The organism is Kitasatospora sp. NPDC098663 (genome assembly GCF_044760075.1).
GTDB lineage: Bacteria > Actinomycetota > Actinomycetes > Streptomycetales > Streptomycetaceae > Kitasatospora.
In genome coordinates this window covers 25274-40878 of the sequence record NZ_JBIWAP010000034.1, presented here as the reverse complement: position 1 = coordinate 40878, position 15605 = coordinate 25274, and the positions used below count along the sequence as shown (strand labels likewise).

Sequence of the window (15605 nt, the reverse complement as noted above, 5' to 3'; positions counted from 1 at the left end):
AGCGGGTGATCAACGGAAGGGGGATGGCTGCCGGAAACGGTGGTCACCAGAAGTCGGGCAGGGTGTAGCGGAAGGAGTTGGTCTGGTGCCAGAAGTGGTTGCCGTCGACCCACGCGGACACACCGCGCAGGAACCGGACGAGGGTCGGGACGGGGCAGGCCGCGGCCAGCGCGGCCGCCTCGGCCTCGAAGGCGTGCATCAGGTCGTTGTGGACCTCGACCGCCTTGAGGTAGCCGTCCCGGTGCGAGCAGTCCTCGCGTTCGGCGATCACCACGGGCAGGTTCAGGTGCAGTCCGGGGATGGACAGCTCCTTGGTGTACGAGTACAGGTCGTTGACGATGGTGGTCGCGTTGCCGGCCAGGGCGATCACGCGCTGCATGGCGGGCAGCGCGTGCAGTTCGGCGGGCAGCTCGTAGCCGCCGACGGTGTCCGTGATCGTCGGGCAGGGGCGGAAGTTGTTGAACTGGCGCATCGCCAGGTACTCCCACACCTGCGGGACGTGCTCGGTCTCGGCCCACGACGCCTCGGCGAGGTACCCGAGGTGCAGCCGGGCCATGTCGTGCCGGAACCGGTCCGCCTGGGAGGGCGTGGAGGCCCGGGTGAAGTACTCCATCGCGGAGCGGTACGCCCGGCGGGGCGCGTCCTCGTGCAGCGAGGCCTCCCACTCCGGGTGGTACTCCGGGGTGGTGTGCAGCGGGTCGAGCGCGGTGTGCGCCAGCAGCAGGCGCCCGCCGAGGCCGACCGGTGAGCCACCGTGCTCCTCGCAGTAGCAGTCGTCGACCGCGTTCTCGGCGACCATCAGGCGGGCGGCGAGCATCAGGTGGTCGACGCTGGGCGCGTCGGGGTGGCAGGCCACCATGTAGCGGCCGGTCGAGAAGCCGTCGAACTGCTTCTCCCAGTCCGGCGGGTACAGCTCGACCTCGTCCAGCGCCCAGGTCTTGATCCTGAGGCTCAGCTCCTCCACCCGCACCGGGTCGGGCTCGGCCACCGGGTGGTGGTAGAGCCCCGGGATGGCGTCGCCGGGCTTCGGCTTGGCACCGCCCGGCTTGGCACCGCCCGGCGAGGGGCTGTCGGACGCGGGGACGCCGGGCACGGAGGTGTCGAGTGCGGGCGTGCTCGGTGCGGGGAGGCTCTGCGCCAGGTTCAGGCCCGCGGTGCCCAGGCCGCTCGGCCCGCGCAGGATCCGCTCCATCGCCGAGGAGCTCACGACCCCACCGCCGCGGCGGCGGTGCGCTCGAAGGGTGTCCCCGCTCTGGTGCACAGGGGCATGGAGCCTCCTCTGACTCTGATGAAGGATCGCGAGACAGGACGGCTCGTCATCTGGCCGACGGCGCGGGCGGTCTTGGAACGCGCCCCCGTCTCGCTCGGTTCACAACCGTAGGCGCGGGGACCGGTTCGGAAACGCTCCGAACGATCTTCTACACCCGATCAGGTGAACGTGGGCCCGTATGACGTTTGAAACGCCCCCTCCTCATGCATTGGTCCGCCGTGCCCGCCGGCGTAAGGGGGAGAAGAATGGCCACGACCCCGTGACGGAACGGGGCCAGGAAGGACGTACCAGCACATGGAGACCCAGGGCCGCAGCCGCACCGCACTGGTCGAGGACCTCATGGAGCGCTTCCCCGACGTGCCCCGGGAGGCCGTGATCAAGGAGGACCTGCTGCGCGGCGGCATGGCCTTCGACGAGTCCGCCCTCAGCGGCAGCACCGGCGCCGACGGGAGCGGCGAGGTCAAGCCGAAGTCGTACTTCATCTTCTCCTTCGACCACCGCACCCTGCCCGAACTCGGCGCGGCCGCGCTCAACCGCCCGCCGGAGGAGGTCGTGCTCACCGGCGGCCCGTACGGGCTGCGCCGCACCGTGGTGTCGGTGCGCGTCAACCCGGACTCGCCGTACCGGGTCGGCGCCGGGGAGGACGGCACGCTCGGCCTCTACCTCGACGGCGCGCGGATCGCCGACGTGGGCCTGCCCCCGATGCCCGACTACTACCGGCACACCCTGGCCAACGGGAAGTCGGTGATGGAGGTCGCCCCGACCATCCAGTGGGGCTACCTGATCTACCTGACGGTCTTCCGGGTCTGCCAGTACTTCGGCGCCAAGGAGGAGTGCCAGTACTGCGACATCAACCACAACTGGCGCCAGCACAAGGCCGCCGGCCGCCCCTACACCGGGGTCAAGCCGGTCGAGGAGGTGCTGGAGGCGCTGGAGATCATCGACCGCCACGACACCGCCCGCGCCTCCCGGGCCTACACCCTCACCGGTGGCGCCATCACCTCGCAGGTCGGCGGCCGGGACGAGGCCGACTTCTACGGCCAGTACGCCAAGGCCATCGAGGAGCGCTTCCCCGGGCGCTGGATCGGCAAGGTCGTCGCCCAGGCCCTGCCCCGCGAGGACGTCCAGCGCTTCCACGACTACGGCGTGCGGATCTACCACCCCAACTTCGAGGTCTGGGACAAGCGCCTGTTCGAGCTGTACTGCCCCGGCAAGGAGCGCTACGTCGGCCGCGACGAGTGGCACCGGCGCATCCTCGACTCCACCGAGGTGTTCGGCCCGGAGAACGTGATCCCCAACTTCGTCGCCGGGGTCGAGATGGCGCAGCCCTTCGGCTTCACCACCGTCGACGAGGCCATCGCCTCCACCCGGGAGGGCCTGCGCTTCTTCATGTCCCGCGGCGTGGTGCCCCGCTTCACCACCTGGTGCCCCGAACCCACCACTCCGCTCGGCAAGGCCAACCCCCAGGGCGCCCCGCTGGAGTACCACATCCGCCTGCTCCAGGCCTACCGCGCCACCCTGGAGGAGTTCGGCCTCTCCTCCCCGCCCGGCTACGGCCCGGCCGGCCCCGGCAAGGCCGTCTTCTCGGTCAGCTCCTTCATGGACTCGCTGCCCGGCTGAGCCCCTGCGTAGCCCCCGGCCGTCTTGACTGGCCGTCAGGATGACGCCGGGGGGCCGTCGGACCACCGCGAGGAGGAGGCGGACCCCGCCGATCGGCGCGTAGGTGGGGGTACGAACAGCGTGTTAGCTTCCCGCCATGGGACTACGTGGGGCTCGTGGGGTGGCGGCGCGGTCGGCGATCGAGGGGATGCGGGAGCTCTCCGGGGAGGGGTTGACGGCGCCGGAGGTGTTCCGGCGGGCGGACGAACTGCTGCGCCCGGTGCTGGAGTTCGACGCGGTGTGCTGGCACACGGCCGATCCGGCGACCGGCCTGGTGAACTCGGTGCAGAGCGAGGACCTCAGCCTGACGGCGTACGAGCACGCCGTCAGGCTGGAGGTCTGGGAGGACGACCTGGCGACCTTCCCGAAGATCCGGCACAGCGGGGCGCAGGCCGAGACGCTGAGCCGGGCGACCAAGGGGCGCCCGCAGGAGAGCGTGCGGTTCCGGGAGCAGATAGCGCCGGCCGGGTTCGGCGACGAACTGCGGGCGGTGTTCGACGCGACGGGCGGGATGTGGGGGTGCGCGGCGTTCATGCGGGCCCCGGACCGCGGCCCCTACCTGGGGCACCAGCGCGAGCTCGCCGGCGCCGCCGCCCGCCACCTGGGCAACGCGCTGCGGGCGTGCCACATACCGGCCGGCGCGCCGGACCAGGAGGACGCGGGGCCGGCCGTCCTGATGCTCGACCGGCGCAACCGGCTGCGGGCGATGTCCGGCCCGGCCGAGGACCTGCTCGACCGGCTGGCCGACCCCACCCCCACCTCGCTCAGCATCCCGACCTCCGTGGCGATGGCCGCCGAGCACGCCCGCCGGGCGGCGCACGGGCTGGCCGCGCCGCGGACGCCGGTACGGGTCCGCACCCGGGACGACCGCTGGTACCTGCTGCACGGATCGGCGCTGCGCGGCGACGCGGCGGCGGACGAGGTGACGGTGGTGGCCGCACCCGCCTCGCCGGCCGAGGTGATGCCGCTCTACCTGGCCGCCTACGGGCTGACCGCCCGCGAGCAGGAGGTGGCGCTGCTGCTGGTGCGCGGCAGCGACACCCGGGACGTGGCCCGGCTGCTCGCGATGACGCCGTACACCGTGCAGGACCACCTGAAGTCGGTGTTCACCAAGACCGGGGTGGGCAGCCGGCAGGAGCTGATCGCGCGGATCATGCTCGGCGGGGGGCGCTGCTGACCCGGGGCCCCGCGCGCCCCCAGGAATCCGGGATGGCCGGGGGCCCGCCGCGAACGTGAAGATTTCCCCACGGGGGATTCACGTCATATCCATGACATGACGTGAATCGCAGTGCCTTCATCGTCCAGCGGAGGAGCACCCTCATGAACTCGCGCACCAGGCGCACCGCCGTCACCTCAGGAGCCGCCGCACTGGTCGCGGTGACCGGGCTCGGCCTCGGCGCCGCGCCCGCACACGCCGACACCGCACCGCCGACCGCCAGCGCCCGGCCGGGGCTGTCCGGCCCGGCACGACGGGTCCGGGGAGCCAGCCCCGTGGCACGCGTCCAAAAATACCGGGTGGGGTATCCTGACAGGACTGGCCACCCCATCCGGGGGTGCGATGTGAGGAGCAGCGCGATGTGTCGACGAACCACCTGCCGGACGTGCGGCAAGGCAGGCTACGCGGGGTGCGGCATGCACGTCGACCAGGTGCTCGCCGGGGTGCCCGAGTCCGGCCGCTGCGCCTGCGGCCGGACGAAGGGCAAGGGCGGCGGCTTCCTGGCGAGGCTGCTCGGACGCCGCTGAGGGGGCACGGCCGGCCGGACACCCTGCCGTCCCGCGCAAACGGCCCGATAAGATGATTGGCGGTGTGCCGGGAAGTCTGGTCGGCTCGGGGGACGACTGCAGCGCTCGGGCGGCGGCGACCCCGATCGTCGTGATGGGTCGTTTCCGCAGATGCACGCCGTGGGGATCGTTCTGGTTCTGGTGGTTCTGGCCACGAGCGTGGCCACCTTCGCCCGGCGGTTGCGGGTGCCCGCGCCCTCCCTGCTGGTCCTGGTAGGCCTCGCGGTCGCGATGGTCCCGGGTGTGCCCGCGCTGCACGTACCGCCGCAGGCCATCGCCCTGGTGGTGCTCCCGCCCCTGCTCTACTCCTCCGCCGAGGAACTGTCGTTGCGTGATCTGCGCACGGTGTGGCGCCCGGTGACGATCCTCTCCTTCGGCCTGGTCTTCGCCTCCGCCGCCGCCGTGGGCTTCGTCGCCGTCGCCGTCGCCGGGCTCCCGCCCGCGATGGCGTTCGTGCTGGGGGCCGTCCTGTCCAGCACCGACCCGGTGGCCGTCACCGCGCTCGGCCGCCGGCTGGCGCTGCCGGGGCGCGTCCAGGTGCTGGTGCAGGCCGAGAGCCTGTTCAACGACGCCACCTCGCTGGTGCTGTTCAAGGTCGCCGTCGGCGTCGCCGTGGCCGTGGGCGGCACGGTGGACCTGCCGGCGGCGGGCGGCGAGCTCCTGCTGCTCGGCGGGGGCGGCAGCCTGGTCGGCGCCGCCGTGGCCGGCCTGGTGTGGCTGATCCGGCGCCGCACCGCCGACCCCGTCCTGGAGACGGTGATAGCCCTGGTCACCCCGTACGCGGCGTACGTGCTCGCGGAGTCCGCGCACACCTCCGGGGTGACCTCGGTCGTGGTCGCCGGCGTCCTGCTCGGCCGCTCCGGCCACCGCCTCACCGACGCCCGCATCCGGCTCCAGCTGCACGCCGTCTCCGCGGTGATGGTGTTCCTGCTGGAGAGCGTCGTGTTCAGCATCGTCGGCCTGCAACTGCCCGCCCTGGTCCGGGACCTGCCGGCCGGCACCGGCTGGTGGCCGCTCCAGGCGCTCGCGCTGGCGGCCGTGCTGATCGCCGTCCGCGTGCTGTGGACGCTACCGCTGACCCGCGGGGTCAGGCCCGCCCGCGGCCGGCTGTCCTGGCGGGTCGCCGGGGTCGTCACCTGGGCCGGCACCCGGGGCGTCATGCCGCTGGCGGCGGCCCTGTCCATCCCGCTGCTCACCGCGGACGGCGACCGGATCCCCGGGCGCCCGCTCGTCCTGGTGCTGACCACGGCGGTGGTCGTCCTCACCCTGGTCGTGCAGGGCCTGACCCTCGCCGCCGTGGTCCACCGCTCCGGGCTCGCCCTGGAGCCCGAGCACACCGCCCGCGAGGAGGACGACGCCCGCGACGCCCTCAACCGCGCCGCCCTCGACCACGTCGACCACCTCGCCGCCCTGGAGGTCATGCCCGACACCGCGATCGACCGGGTCCGGCGCGGCCTCGCCGCCCGCCTCGACCGCACCCCCGAGACCCCCGACGGCACCACCGCCGACGCCGCCTACCGTCAACTCCGGCACGAGGTCATCACCGTGCAGAACGTCCGGCTGCACCGCCTCTACGAGGAACACCTCATCAGCGACACCACCCTGCGCCGCCTCCAGCGCGACCTCGACCTGGAGCAGGCCGGACTCGGCGGCCGTGACGGGCTCGCGACCCCCGGTCTTCCGCACCCCCGCACCGCAGGTCACACTGTCGCGAGCAGTCCGACGCGGCACCGAACGGGGGCCACGTGGCACAGGGCAGGAAGAAGCAGAAGAGACCACTGAGCGCGGCGGCCGCCGCCGCCCGCCGCAGCCTCCGGGAGTCCCGCGCCGCAGCGCCCGCCTGACGGTCGGGCACCGCTCCTGCCGTACGTCCGCCACGCCGGGCCGGGACGCCCTCTCGACTGCGGCGGGGTCGCGGCCGCATCCTCGATCCGGTGCGCCGTTCCGGCGCCTCCCGCCCGACCCGACCCGAGCGAAGGAGCCCCCATGGACCGCCCGCCGGACCGCCCCCGCCTCGTCCTGGACCCCACCGGCCGCGACCGTGACGCCGAGACCGCCGAACTGTGCGCCCGCGGCCCGGCGACGCCCGTCGACATCCTCGGCGTCGAGGCCTGGGCCGTGGCCGACCCCGTCCTGCTCGAAGAGCTCCTCAAGGACCCCCGGGTCTCCAAGGACGGCCACCAGCACTGGCCGGACTTCGCCGAGGTCGTCCCCACCTGGCCACTGGCCCTGTGGATCACCGTCCGGAACATGTTCAACGCGCACGGCGCCGACCACCGCCGGCTGCGCCGGCTCGTCGGGTCGGCCTTCACGGCCCGTCAGATCGGCGCCCTCGCCGAGCGCATCGAGCAGCTGGCCGACGCGCTGCTCGACGACCTGGCCGCGACGCCGCCCGGTGTGCCGGTCGACCTCCGCGAGCGGCTGGCCTACCCGCTGCCGATCCAGGTGATCAGCCGGCTCCTGGGCCTGCCGGAGGACATCCAGGAGGGGTTCCGGCACATCGTCGACCGGGTCTTCTCCACCACCCTCACGCCCGAGGAGTCCGAGGCCAACGCGGTGGCGTTCTTCACCATGCTCGAAGGGCTGATCGCCGCGAAGCGCCGGCACCCGGGCGACGACATGACGTCCCTGCTGATCGCCGCCCGCGACACCGAGGGCGACGGCGCCGCGCTGACCGAGGAGGAGCTCCGCGACACCCTGTTGCTGGTGGTCTCGGCCGGGTACGAGACGACGGTGAACCTGATCGACAACGGCATCGCGCTGCTGCTCACCCACCCCGAACAGCTCGCCATGGTCCGGGCGGGCCGGGCGCAGTGGAGCGACGTCGTGGAGGAGGCACTGCGCCGCGACGCCCCGCTGGCGCACCTGCCGCTGCGCTTCGCCGTCGAGGACATCCGGCTGTCGGACGAGGTGACGATCCGCCGGGGAGAGGTCATCCTCCCCTCGTACGCGGCCGCCGGGCGCCACCCCTGCCGGTACGGCACCGCCGGCGACGTCTTCGACGTCACCCGGCCCGTGAAGGACCACCTCGCCTTCGGGCACGGCCCGCACTTCTGCCTGGGCGCGCCGCTGGCCCGGATGGAGGCCGGGACGGCGCTGCGCAAGCTCTTCGAGCGCTTCCCGGACCTCTCGCTCGCCCCGGGCGCCGAGCTGGGCCCGGTCGCGTCGCTGATCTCCAACGGCCACCGGTCGCTCCCCGTCCTGCTCACCGGCAGGCGTGCCGACGGCTGAGCGGGGGCCCGCGCGGGCGGGCGGTCCGTCAGGCCGTGCCGGCCTGCGGCACGGTGTAGAGGAACTCCTCGATCCGGTCGATCAGGCCGCCCTCGAACCGGAAGTAGACGACGGTCGGGACCTCCTGGACGACCCCCTCGGCCGACAGCAGGTGGATGACGTGCTGCTGGAGCACCTCGTCCGGCTTCTCGAACTGGCGGAGGACCTCGAACCGCAGCGACTCGACAGTGGCGGCGAAGGCCCTGAAGTGCACGAGCCGCTCGTCGATCGGCTGCTCGTCGTTGCCGTCGTTCTGCCAGACCGTGGCCTTCTCGGTGCACAGCGCCCGGAAGCCGGCGAAGTCGTTCGCCTCCAGCCGCCGCAGACCCGAGATGACCGTCTCGCCGATGCTCTGTGCCATGCCGAACTCCTGTGTCCGTCGGGTCGAATGCGGGGATGGTGTCGCGGTGTCGCGGTGTCGCGGTGGTGCGGTGTCGCGGTGGTGCGGTGTCGCGGTGGTGCGGTCAGTGCGGAAGCAGGCCGAGGTGGCGCAGGTCGGTGACGTACTTGTGGACGAGGGCCGCCGACAGGTGCGGGATGTCCTGGTCGGGGCCGACCTTGGCGGCCCGTACGGCGGACCGGAACCCGGCGGCGGGGATCGCCGAGCCGGGGACGCCTTCCCCGGGCCGCGCGAAGGCGCGCAGCAGGGGCAGCAGCGAGTGCTGGCGCTGCTTCTCCGGCAGGGCGCGCAGCGCGGTGGTGATCCGGGCGAGCCAGTCGTCGTAGTCGTCGATCCGCCGGATCGGGTGGCCGGCCTCGACGAGCCAGTCGACGAAGGTGTCCAGGCAGACGCCGTCGTCGTGCGGGTTCAGCGCGTTGAAGGTCCGGTAGCCCTCGGTGGCCCGCGCGCCCAGCGCGGTGACGGCCTCGGCGGTGAAGTCGACCGGCAGGCCCTCGTAGTGGGCGCGCCCGCCGCCCCGGTAGAAGGAGCCCGGGGCGATGCCGGTGGTGAGCAGGCTGAGCAGCAGGCGGGTGAACACGTCGGGCACGTTCAGCTGCCCCCGGTAGCTGCCGTGCGCGAGGATCATGTCCGACCGCAGGGTGACGACCGGCAGTGCGCACAGGTCGTGGGCCTCGCGGAGCAGCACCTCGCCGGCCCATTTGCTGGTCGCGTACCCGTGCGCGTACCCGTCGTACCCGTGCGCGTCGTCGTGCCCGTACTCGTGACCGTACTCGTGCTCGGATCCGTGCGCGCCGTTGCCGGTGCCCCTGGCGAGGTGGCGCACCGGGCTGGTGACGCGGATGTCGCCGTCCTCGTCCAGGGCCGCGGCCGGGGCGCCGGCCACCACGGCGACGGTGGACACGTAGGTGACGGGCTTGAGCCGGGTGGTGAGCGCCAGCCGGATCAGTTCGGCCGTGCCGACGACGTTGGGCCCGAACAGTTGCTCGTAGGGCAGCACGTGGTTGACCAGGGCGGCCGGGTGGACGATCAGGTCCACGGTGTCGGCCAGCCGCTGCCAGGCGTCCTCGGCCAGGCCGAGCCGCTGCTCGCCGATGTCACCCGCCAGCACCTCCAGCGTTCCGTCGGCCAACTCCCGGTACCGCCTGAGCAGTTCGTCGTCGCCACTGTCGAAGGCGGCCTCCAGCCGCTTCGCCGCGACGGCCGCGTCGGCGCCGCGGACGACGCAGACCAGCCTGCCGCCCGCAGGAGCCAGGCGTTCCAGCCACTCCAGGCACAGGAAGCGGCCGAGGTAGCCGGTGGCCCCGGTGAGCAGGACGGTGCGGACGGCGCCGTCGGGGCGGGGCAGCGTCGGGGCGGCGGCGAGCGTCGCCGCGTCGAGGAACCTGTCCAGCGTGAGGTCGCCGGCGCGGGCCTCGGTGGCGTGCTCGCCGTGGACGGAGGCGACGGTGGGCCGCGCGGCGCCGGAGCGGCGCCGCTCCTCGATGTAACCCGCCACCCGCGCCAGGTCGTTGGCCGGGCTGATCACCACCCCGACCGGGACCTCGACCTGGAAGATCTCCGTCATGAGGGCGGCGAAGGACAGCGCGGACAGCGAGTCCCCGCCCAGATCGGTGAAGTGCGCGTCGGCGCTCGGCTCGGCGCCCGCGCAGCCCAGCAGCGCCTGGGCGGCCCGGCCGACCGTGTCCAGCACCGGCCGGTCCGGCCCGGCCCGGCGCAACTCGCGCAACCGGAGCTCCTGCCCGTCGGCGAGTTCGGCGTAGAGCCGTTCCAGGGCCTCGCCGTAGCGCTCACGGAGCCGGGGGCGCAGCGGTTTGTGGCTGTCGGCGAGCAGGCCGTTCGCGGCGCTGAAGGGTTCGGTCTCGATCAGGACGTCGCGCGGGATCTCGTAGGAGTTGAGCTCGGCCTCCCTGGCGATCCGCTGGAGCGACTCGACGAGCAGCGGTTTGAGCGACTCGGCGTCCCCGCCGGCCCTGGCCAGCGCGTCCGGGGCGGGGACGACCACGGCGAGCGGGTAGGCGCGCTCGCTGTTGCCGTACACGAAGATCTGCCGGATCAGCGGGCTGGCGACGAAGGCGGTCTCCAGGCGGGAGACGGCCACGAACTCGCCCTGGGAGAGCTTCAGGACGTCCTTGGTGCGGCCGACGTAGACCAGCCGGTCCGGTCCGGTCTCGGCCATGATGTCGCCGGTCCGGTAGTAGCCGTCCGCGTCGAAGAGCTCGGCGTTGAGTTCGGGCCGCTTGTAGTAGCCGGGGATGGCGGTGGCGGTCTTGAGCAGCAGTTCCCCGCGCGGGTGCGGCGAGTCGGTCCGGAAGTAGCCGAGTTCCGGGACGTCGACCAGCTTGTAGTCGATGACCGGCGGGCGCTGCACCACCGAGTCGAGCAGCACTCCTCCGGCCTCGGTGGAGCCGTAGCCGGTGTACAGGTGGAAGCCCAGGCAGGACTCGACGAAGGCCGCCACCTCGGCGGAGAGCGGGGCGGTGCCGCAGAAGGCCTTGGTGACGCGCCCGCCCAGGAGGTTCTCCCGCAGGTCGGTCTTGACCGCCGTGTCGACGTCGCCGGGTTCGCCGGAGCGCCGGTCCAGTTCGCTGCGGTACCGCTGGAAGAGCAGGTCGCAGATGCGCGGGACCATGGTCAGCTCGGTGGGGCGGACCAGCGCGATGTCGTCGAGCAGGGTGGACAGGTCGCTCCTGGCGGTGAAGTGGCCGACGCCGCCCCGGGAGAGCGAGCCCATCAGTGCCCAGTGGCCGGCGAGGTGGCTCTGCGGCATGTAGTGGACGCTGACCGGGGGTGTGTCCTCCGCGCCGTAGCTGAAGCCGTTCCACGCGGTGCGGACCAGCCGCTGGGGGTACACCGCCCCCTTCGGGGTCCCGGTGCTGCCGGAGGTGTAGATGAGCAGCGCCAACGGGTCGTCACCCGGGGCGGCGACGAACAGGGGCGCGGGCGGCAGACCGGCGCCGGCGTCGACCACGGCGGCCAGCGGGTCGACGGCCACCGGGCGGCCGGCCCCGGCCAGGCGCCGCCGGGCGGATTCGAAGGCGTCGCGCTGCTCGGCGATGTCGGGGCGGTAGTCGAACACGATCACGCGCCGGATCGAGGGCGCCCCGAGGACGGCTTCGACGGCGGTGTCCAGCCGCTCGATGCTCGCCGCGAGGGCGCGCGGTTCGGTCTCCGCGACGATCGGTGCCAGCTGGGACAGCGGCGCGCTGGACTGCAACGGCACGACCACCACGCCCGAGTGGAGGCACGCGAGGTCGAGCGTGGCGTAGTCGGTGCTGGTGAAGCCCAGGATGCAGAGCCGGTCGCCGGCGCTCAGCGGGTGGTCCGGGTGGTGGTGCCACTCGGTGGCGACGGCGCGTACCCGGGCCCACAGTTCGCGGTAGCTGACGGTCTCGAAGCGGGGCAGCAGGCGCCCGGTCACGGGCTCCCGCGCGCGTTCGCCGAGGGCGGGCCGGTCGCCGTAGCCCTCCATGATGACGGCCATGGCCTCGGCGAGTCCCTTGCCCGGATCACGCACGGCCGCGGTGATCGCCTCCAGTGGTTCGGCCATGCTGAGCCCTCCCGTAGCGTCCGGCTGATGTCCGGCGTGCGGCTGTTGTCCGGCGTGCGGCTGATGTCGATGTCCGGCTGATGTCGATGTCCGGCTGATGTCGACGTGCGAACCGGGGCCGGCCGGAGCGGTCGCCGGCCCGTCGGGCCCGGCGGTCGTTCCGGCCGGCGGGCGTCTCACCAGGCGACCGGCAGCGCGTCCGCTCCGCGGATGAGCCGTTCCGTCCGCCAGGTCACCTGGTCGGCCGGCACGGCGAGGTGCAGGCCGGGCAGGCGGCGCACCAGGGAGTCCAGGACGACGCGCAGTTCCATCCTGGCCAGCGCCGCGCCGAGGCAGTGGTGGATGCCGTGCCCGAAGGTGACGTGCGGGATGTTCCCCCGGTGGAAGTCGATCTCCTCGGGGCGGTCGAACACCTCCGGATCCCGGTTCGCGAGCGAGAACTCGGTGACCACCGCGTCGCCGGCGCGGACGGTCTGCCCGCCCAGTTCCACGTCCTCGGTGGCGATCCGGGTGAAGCCGGCGGTGGCGCTGATCGGGATGATCCGGGAGAGCTCCTCGACCGCGTCGGGGATCAGGCCGGGATCGGCGACGAGCTCGTGCCACAGCTCGGGCCTGGTCAGCAGCGTGTAGACGAAGTTGCCGATCTGGTTGGCGGTGGCCTCCTGGCCGGCGGACAGCAGGCTGACCCCGAGGCTGACCAGCTCCTCCTCGGTGAGCCGGTTCTCCTCGTCCTCCACGGCGACCAGTTCGCCGAGCAGGTCGCTGGTGGGCTCGACGCGGCGCTCGGCGACCAGGCCGCCGAGGTAGTCGTTGAGGTGCCCGCGGTCCCGTGCGGAGCGGGCCGGGTCGGAGAGCATCAGCAGGCCGTCCACCCAGGCGTTGAACCGGTCGCGGTCCTCGACGGGGACGCCGAGCAGTTCGCAGATCATCGTGATCGGCAGCGGCCAGGTCAGCATCTGGGTCAGGTCCGCGGGCGAGCCTTCGGCGATCATGGTGTCGAGCAGTTCGTCGACGATCTGTTGGGCGCGCGGACGCATCGCCTCGACCCGGCGCACGGTGAAGGGGTTGGCGACCCTGCGCCGCAGCCGGCTGTGCTCCGGCGGGTCCATGCTCAGCATCGAGGTGCGGGGCAGGCCGGCCGAGACGATGCGGGGCACGTCCTCGCCGGCCGCGGCGGCCCGGCTGAACCGGGGGTCCGCCAGCACCGTCCTGACGTCGGCGTGGCGGCTGACCAGCCAGGCGTCGCCGCCGTAGGGCAGGCTCACCCGCAGCACCGGCTGCTCGCCGCAGGCCTCGGCCAGCTTCGGGTCCACGTCGAGCTGCTCGGCCGGACCGAACGGATAGGCCCGCGGTCCTTCTTCTGTCGCGGTCATCGTGTCAGTCCTTCCAGTCCTGGCGGGCGGTCACAGGGACGCGCTCTTGCCGCCGTCGATGACGAGGTTGCTGCCGGTGATCCACGAGGCGCGCCGGGAGACCAGGAAGCCGACGGCCTCGGCGATGTCCTCGGTCCGGCCGATCCGCCCGAGCGGGACCTCGTCGGCCCAGTCCCCTTCCGATTCCAGGCCGAGATAGTCGACGATCTTGTCGCGCGCCTCATCCGCCCCAGGAGTCATCACGTTTCCCGGGGAGATCGCGACGACCCGGATTCCGTCCGGCGCCAACTCGACCGCGAGGCCCTTGCTGTAGACCTCCAGCGCGGATTTCGCGGCGGCGTAGTGCAGGATCATCGGGTAGGAGGAAATGGTCGCGATGGAGGAGAGGTGCACGATGGCCCCGCCGCCGGCCGCGCGCATGGTCGGCACGAGTGCGGCATTGAGCCGGACGGCGGCCAGGAAATTGATGTCGACCGTGTACTGCCAGTCGTTCTCGATTTCCAGCGCGGTCTGGAAGGCCCGGCAGCCGCCCGCGTTGTTGACCACGATGTCCACCCCGCCGAGGGAGTCCAGCGCGGCGTCGGCGAACGCCCGCACTCCGGTCTGCGAGCTGAGGTCGGCCTGGATGAACTTGGCCGCGGACGGGGTGTGTTCGGTGGGGTTGCGGGCGGAGGTGACGACGGTGGCGCCGGCGTCGAGCAGGTGCTGCACGATCGCGGCGCCGATGCCCCGGCTGCCGCCGGTGACGACGGCCCGCTTGCCGTCCAAGTCGTGGGAAATCTGCGCGGTAAGGCGACTCTCGCTCACCCTGGGTTCCGCCACCTTTCGTTCCTGGGAAATTCATTTCCGCGGCACTGGTCGGCAAGGGAATCAATTCTCCAGTTGCGACCCAGAAGGCGACGCGGAACCACCTGCACCACTATCCGTGATCTCCCGGACACGGTCAACATGATTGTGTCGATGCGGTGGATCGCCTGAGGCAATGCAGCGCGGACGAGAACACCCGCTGGACGCCGCGATCAACAGGGTCGATAATCGTGCGTTACCTATGTGCGGCCGACCACACCATTTTCCGCACGGCCCGGTGGTGATTCGCCGGAGCGGCGGAGAAGGCGCACACGGAATGTTCACACCATGAGTGCCGAGAACTCGGGAGAAAGCATGTCCAGCTTGGACGAGCCGTTCGTCGTGGGTGATCTGACGGTCCCCAACCGCATCGTGATGGCCCCGATGACCAGGATGCAGTCCCCCGGCGGCGTGCCGGGCGAGGAGGTGGCCGAGTACTACGCCCGCCGGGCGGCCCACCAGGTCGGACTGATCATCACCGAGGGCACCTACGTCGACCGCGCCGCCGCCCGCGCGTACGACCACGTGCCCCACTTCCACGGCGAACAGGCGCTGGCCGGCTGGGCCCGCGTGGTGCGGCGGGTGCACGAGGCCGGCGGCCGGATCATCCCCCAGCTGTGGCACACCGGCGTCGTGCGCACCGGGACGGAGCCGCCCGCCGAAGGGCCGTCCGGGATCGGCCTGGACGGCGCCCCGGCCGGGCGGGCGATGACCCAGCGGGACGTCGACGACACGGTCGCCGCCTTCGCCGAGGCCGCGGCGACCGCGGAGCGGCTCGGGTTCGACGGCGTCGAACTGCACGGCGCGCACGGCTACCTGATCGACGACTTCCTGTGGAGCGGCACCAACCGGCGCACCGACCGCTACGGTGGCGCCCCGGCCTCCCGCGCCCGCTTCGGCGCCGAGATCGTGCGGGCCGTCCGCGCGGCCGTCAGCCCTGGCTTCCCGGTCTTCTTCCGGTTCTCCCAGTGGAAGGTCGGCAACTACGGGGCCCGCATCGCGGAGAGCCCGGCCGAGCTGGAGCAGCTGCTGACCCCGCTGGCCGAGGCCGGGGTCGACGCGTTCCACGGCTCCACCCGGCGCTACTGGCAGCCCGAGTTCGACGGCAGCGACCTCAACCTGTCCGGCTGGGCGCGCAAGCTCACCGGCAAGGCCGCCGTGACGGTCGGCTCGGTCGGCCTGGACCAGCAGTACGGCGAGGGCGAGTTCGCCCAGGGCTACACCAGCCGGGCCGGCGTGACCGGCATCGACGAACTGCTGGCCCGCCTCAAGCGCGACGAGTTCGACCTCGTCGCCGTCGGCCGCACCCTGCTGGCCAACCCGGACTGGGCCGCCAGGGCGCTGCGCGGCGACCTCTCCCGGACCGTCCCGTACGACCCGGCGGTGCTCACCGGCCTGGCCTGACAGCGCCGTTCGGCGAACGGGCGCCCGGAAGCCGGGCCGCGACCGAGGTCG

The 15605-nt window shown here is 72.7% G+C and carries 9 protein-coding genes and 1 pseudogene; 5 read left to right on the top strand and 5 right to left on the bottom strand.

Translation table 11 applies throughout. The features are described 5' to 3' along the window. Positions 1-43 precede the first annotated feature (43 nt). A pseudogene (locus ACIQVZ_RS30310) lies at positions 44-1198 on the bottom strand (family 2 encapsulin nanocompartment cargo protein terpene cyclase); the annotation flags it as partial. A gap of 366 nt (positions 1199-1564) precedes the next feature. On the opposite strand from ACIQVZ_RS30310, the gene ACIQVZ_RS30305 reads away from it, so the two are divergent. From ACIQVZ_RS30305 to ACIQVZ_RS30290, 4 genes are all read left to right on the top strand, one after another. Beyond that, on the top strand, positions 1565-2890 hold the full coding sequence (locus tag ACIQVZ_RS30305; protein WP_402454267.1) for a radical SAM protein: 1326 nt from the start codon (positions 1565-1567) through the stop codon (positions 2888-2890). Between the two features lie 136 nt (positions 2891-3026). Continuing rightward, positions 3027-4106 carry a helix-turn-helix transcriptional regulator gene (locus ACIQVZ_RS30300; RefSeq protein ID WP_402454266.1) on the top strand — a complete coding sequence of 360 codons (1080 nt, stop codon included), beginning with the start codon at positions 3027-3029 and terminating at the stop codon, positions 4104-4106. 716 nt (positions 4107-4822) lie between these two features. Continuing rightward, positions 4823-6493, top strand: a complete 1671-nt coding sequence (locus ACIQVZ_RS30295) for a Na+/H+ antiporter (RefSeq protein WP_402454264.1) — start codon at positions 4823-4825, stop codon at positions 6491-6493. Between the two features lie 204 nt (positions 6494-6697). Continuing rightward, complete coding sequence (locus ACIQVZ_RS30290; protein WP_402454263.1) at positions 6698-7942, top strand: cytochrome P450; 1245 nt, start codon at positions 6698-6700, stop codon at positions 7940-7942. Between the two features lie 28 nt (positions 7943-7970). Here ACIQVZ_RS30290 and ACIQVZ_RS30285 read toward each other — a convergent pair whose 3' ends face one another. The 4 genes from ACIQVZ_RS30285 to ACIQVZ_RS30270 all read right to left on the bottom strand — a co-directional run bounded on the left by ACIQVZ_RS30285 (position 7971) and on the right by ACIQVZ_RS30270 (position 14111). After that, entirely contained in the window at positions 7971-8342 is a 372-nt protein-coding gene (locus ACIQVZ_RS30285; RefSeq protein ID WP_402454260.1) for a nuclear transport factor 2 family protein, read from the bottom strand. A 103-nt stretch (positions 8343-8445) separates the two neighbouring features. Further along, positions 8446-11931: a carboxylic acid reductase gene (gene car / locus ACIQVZ_RS30280; RefSeq protein ID WP_402454258.1), complete on the bottom strand. Its 3486-nt coding sequence runs from the start codon at positions 11929-11931 to the stop codon at positions 8446-8448. A 176-nt stretch (positions 11932-12107) separates the two neighbouring features. Continuing rightward, entirely contained in the window at positions 12108-13304 is a 1197-nt protein-coding gene (locus tag ACIQVZ_RS30275; RefSeq protein ID WP_350884072.1) for a cytochrome P450, read from the bottom strand. Positions 13305-13334: 30 nt separating this feature from the next. Beyond that, on the bottom strand, positions 13335-14111 hold the full coding sequence (locus tag ACIQVZ_RS30270; RefSeq protein WP_402454255.1) for an oxidoreductase: 777 nt from the start codon (positions 14109-14111) through the stop codon (positions 13335-13337). Positions 14112-14465: 354 nt separating this feature from the next. Here ACIQVZ_RS30270 and ACIQVZ_RS30265 point away from each other — a divergent pair, with 354 nt between their 5' ends. Next, a complete protein-coding gene (locus tag ACIQVZ_RS30265) occupies positions 14466-15554 on the top strand; it encodes an NADH:flavin oxidoreductase (protein ID WP_402454252.1) in 1089 nt (362 codons plus the stop codon). Positions 15555-15605 lie beyond the last annotated feature (51 nt).